Consider the following 248-nt stretch of genomic DNA (forward strand, 5'->3'; position numbering starts at 1 on the left):
CCATCAAGCGTCCAATATTTCTGCTTAATGATTACACTTCCGCTTTGCTCATGTGATACATGAGCAGCCATGCGAAATGTCATTTTACTTTTTTCTTTATTTACGTGTTTGAAACGAGATCGAAGTGTAAGAGCTGCTTGTTGATCCGTTTCGTGTTTGGCTCCTACCATGACATATCTTGTACGACCAGAAACTTTCATTTCTTTTTTGAGCTTCATGGCCAATTTTAAAGACTGCCTAAACCGAAC

Annotated in this window: 1 protein-coding gene; it reads right to left on the bottom strand. The window is 39.1% G+C overall.

Annotation, left to right across the window (positions count from 1 at the left end; all coding sequences use genetic code 11):
* On the bottom strand, positions 1 to 224 hold a 224-nt coding region (locus tag R0J87_RS23215), incomplete at its 3' end, for a hypothetical protein (RefSeq protein WP_498889322.1).
* Positions 225 to 248: the final 24 nt, after the last annotated feature.

Origin of the sequence: Halomonas sp. SIMBA_159, from assembly GCF_046536035.1 — a bacterium.
GTDB classification, from domain to species: domain Bacteria; phylum Pseudomonadota; class Gammaproteobacteria; order Pseudomonadales; family Halomonadaceae; genus Vreelandella; species Vreelandella venusta_A.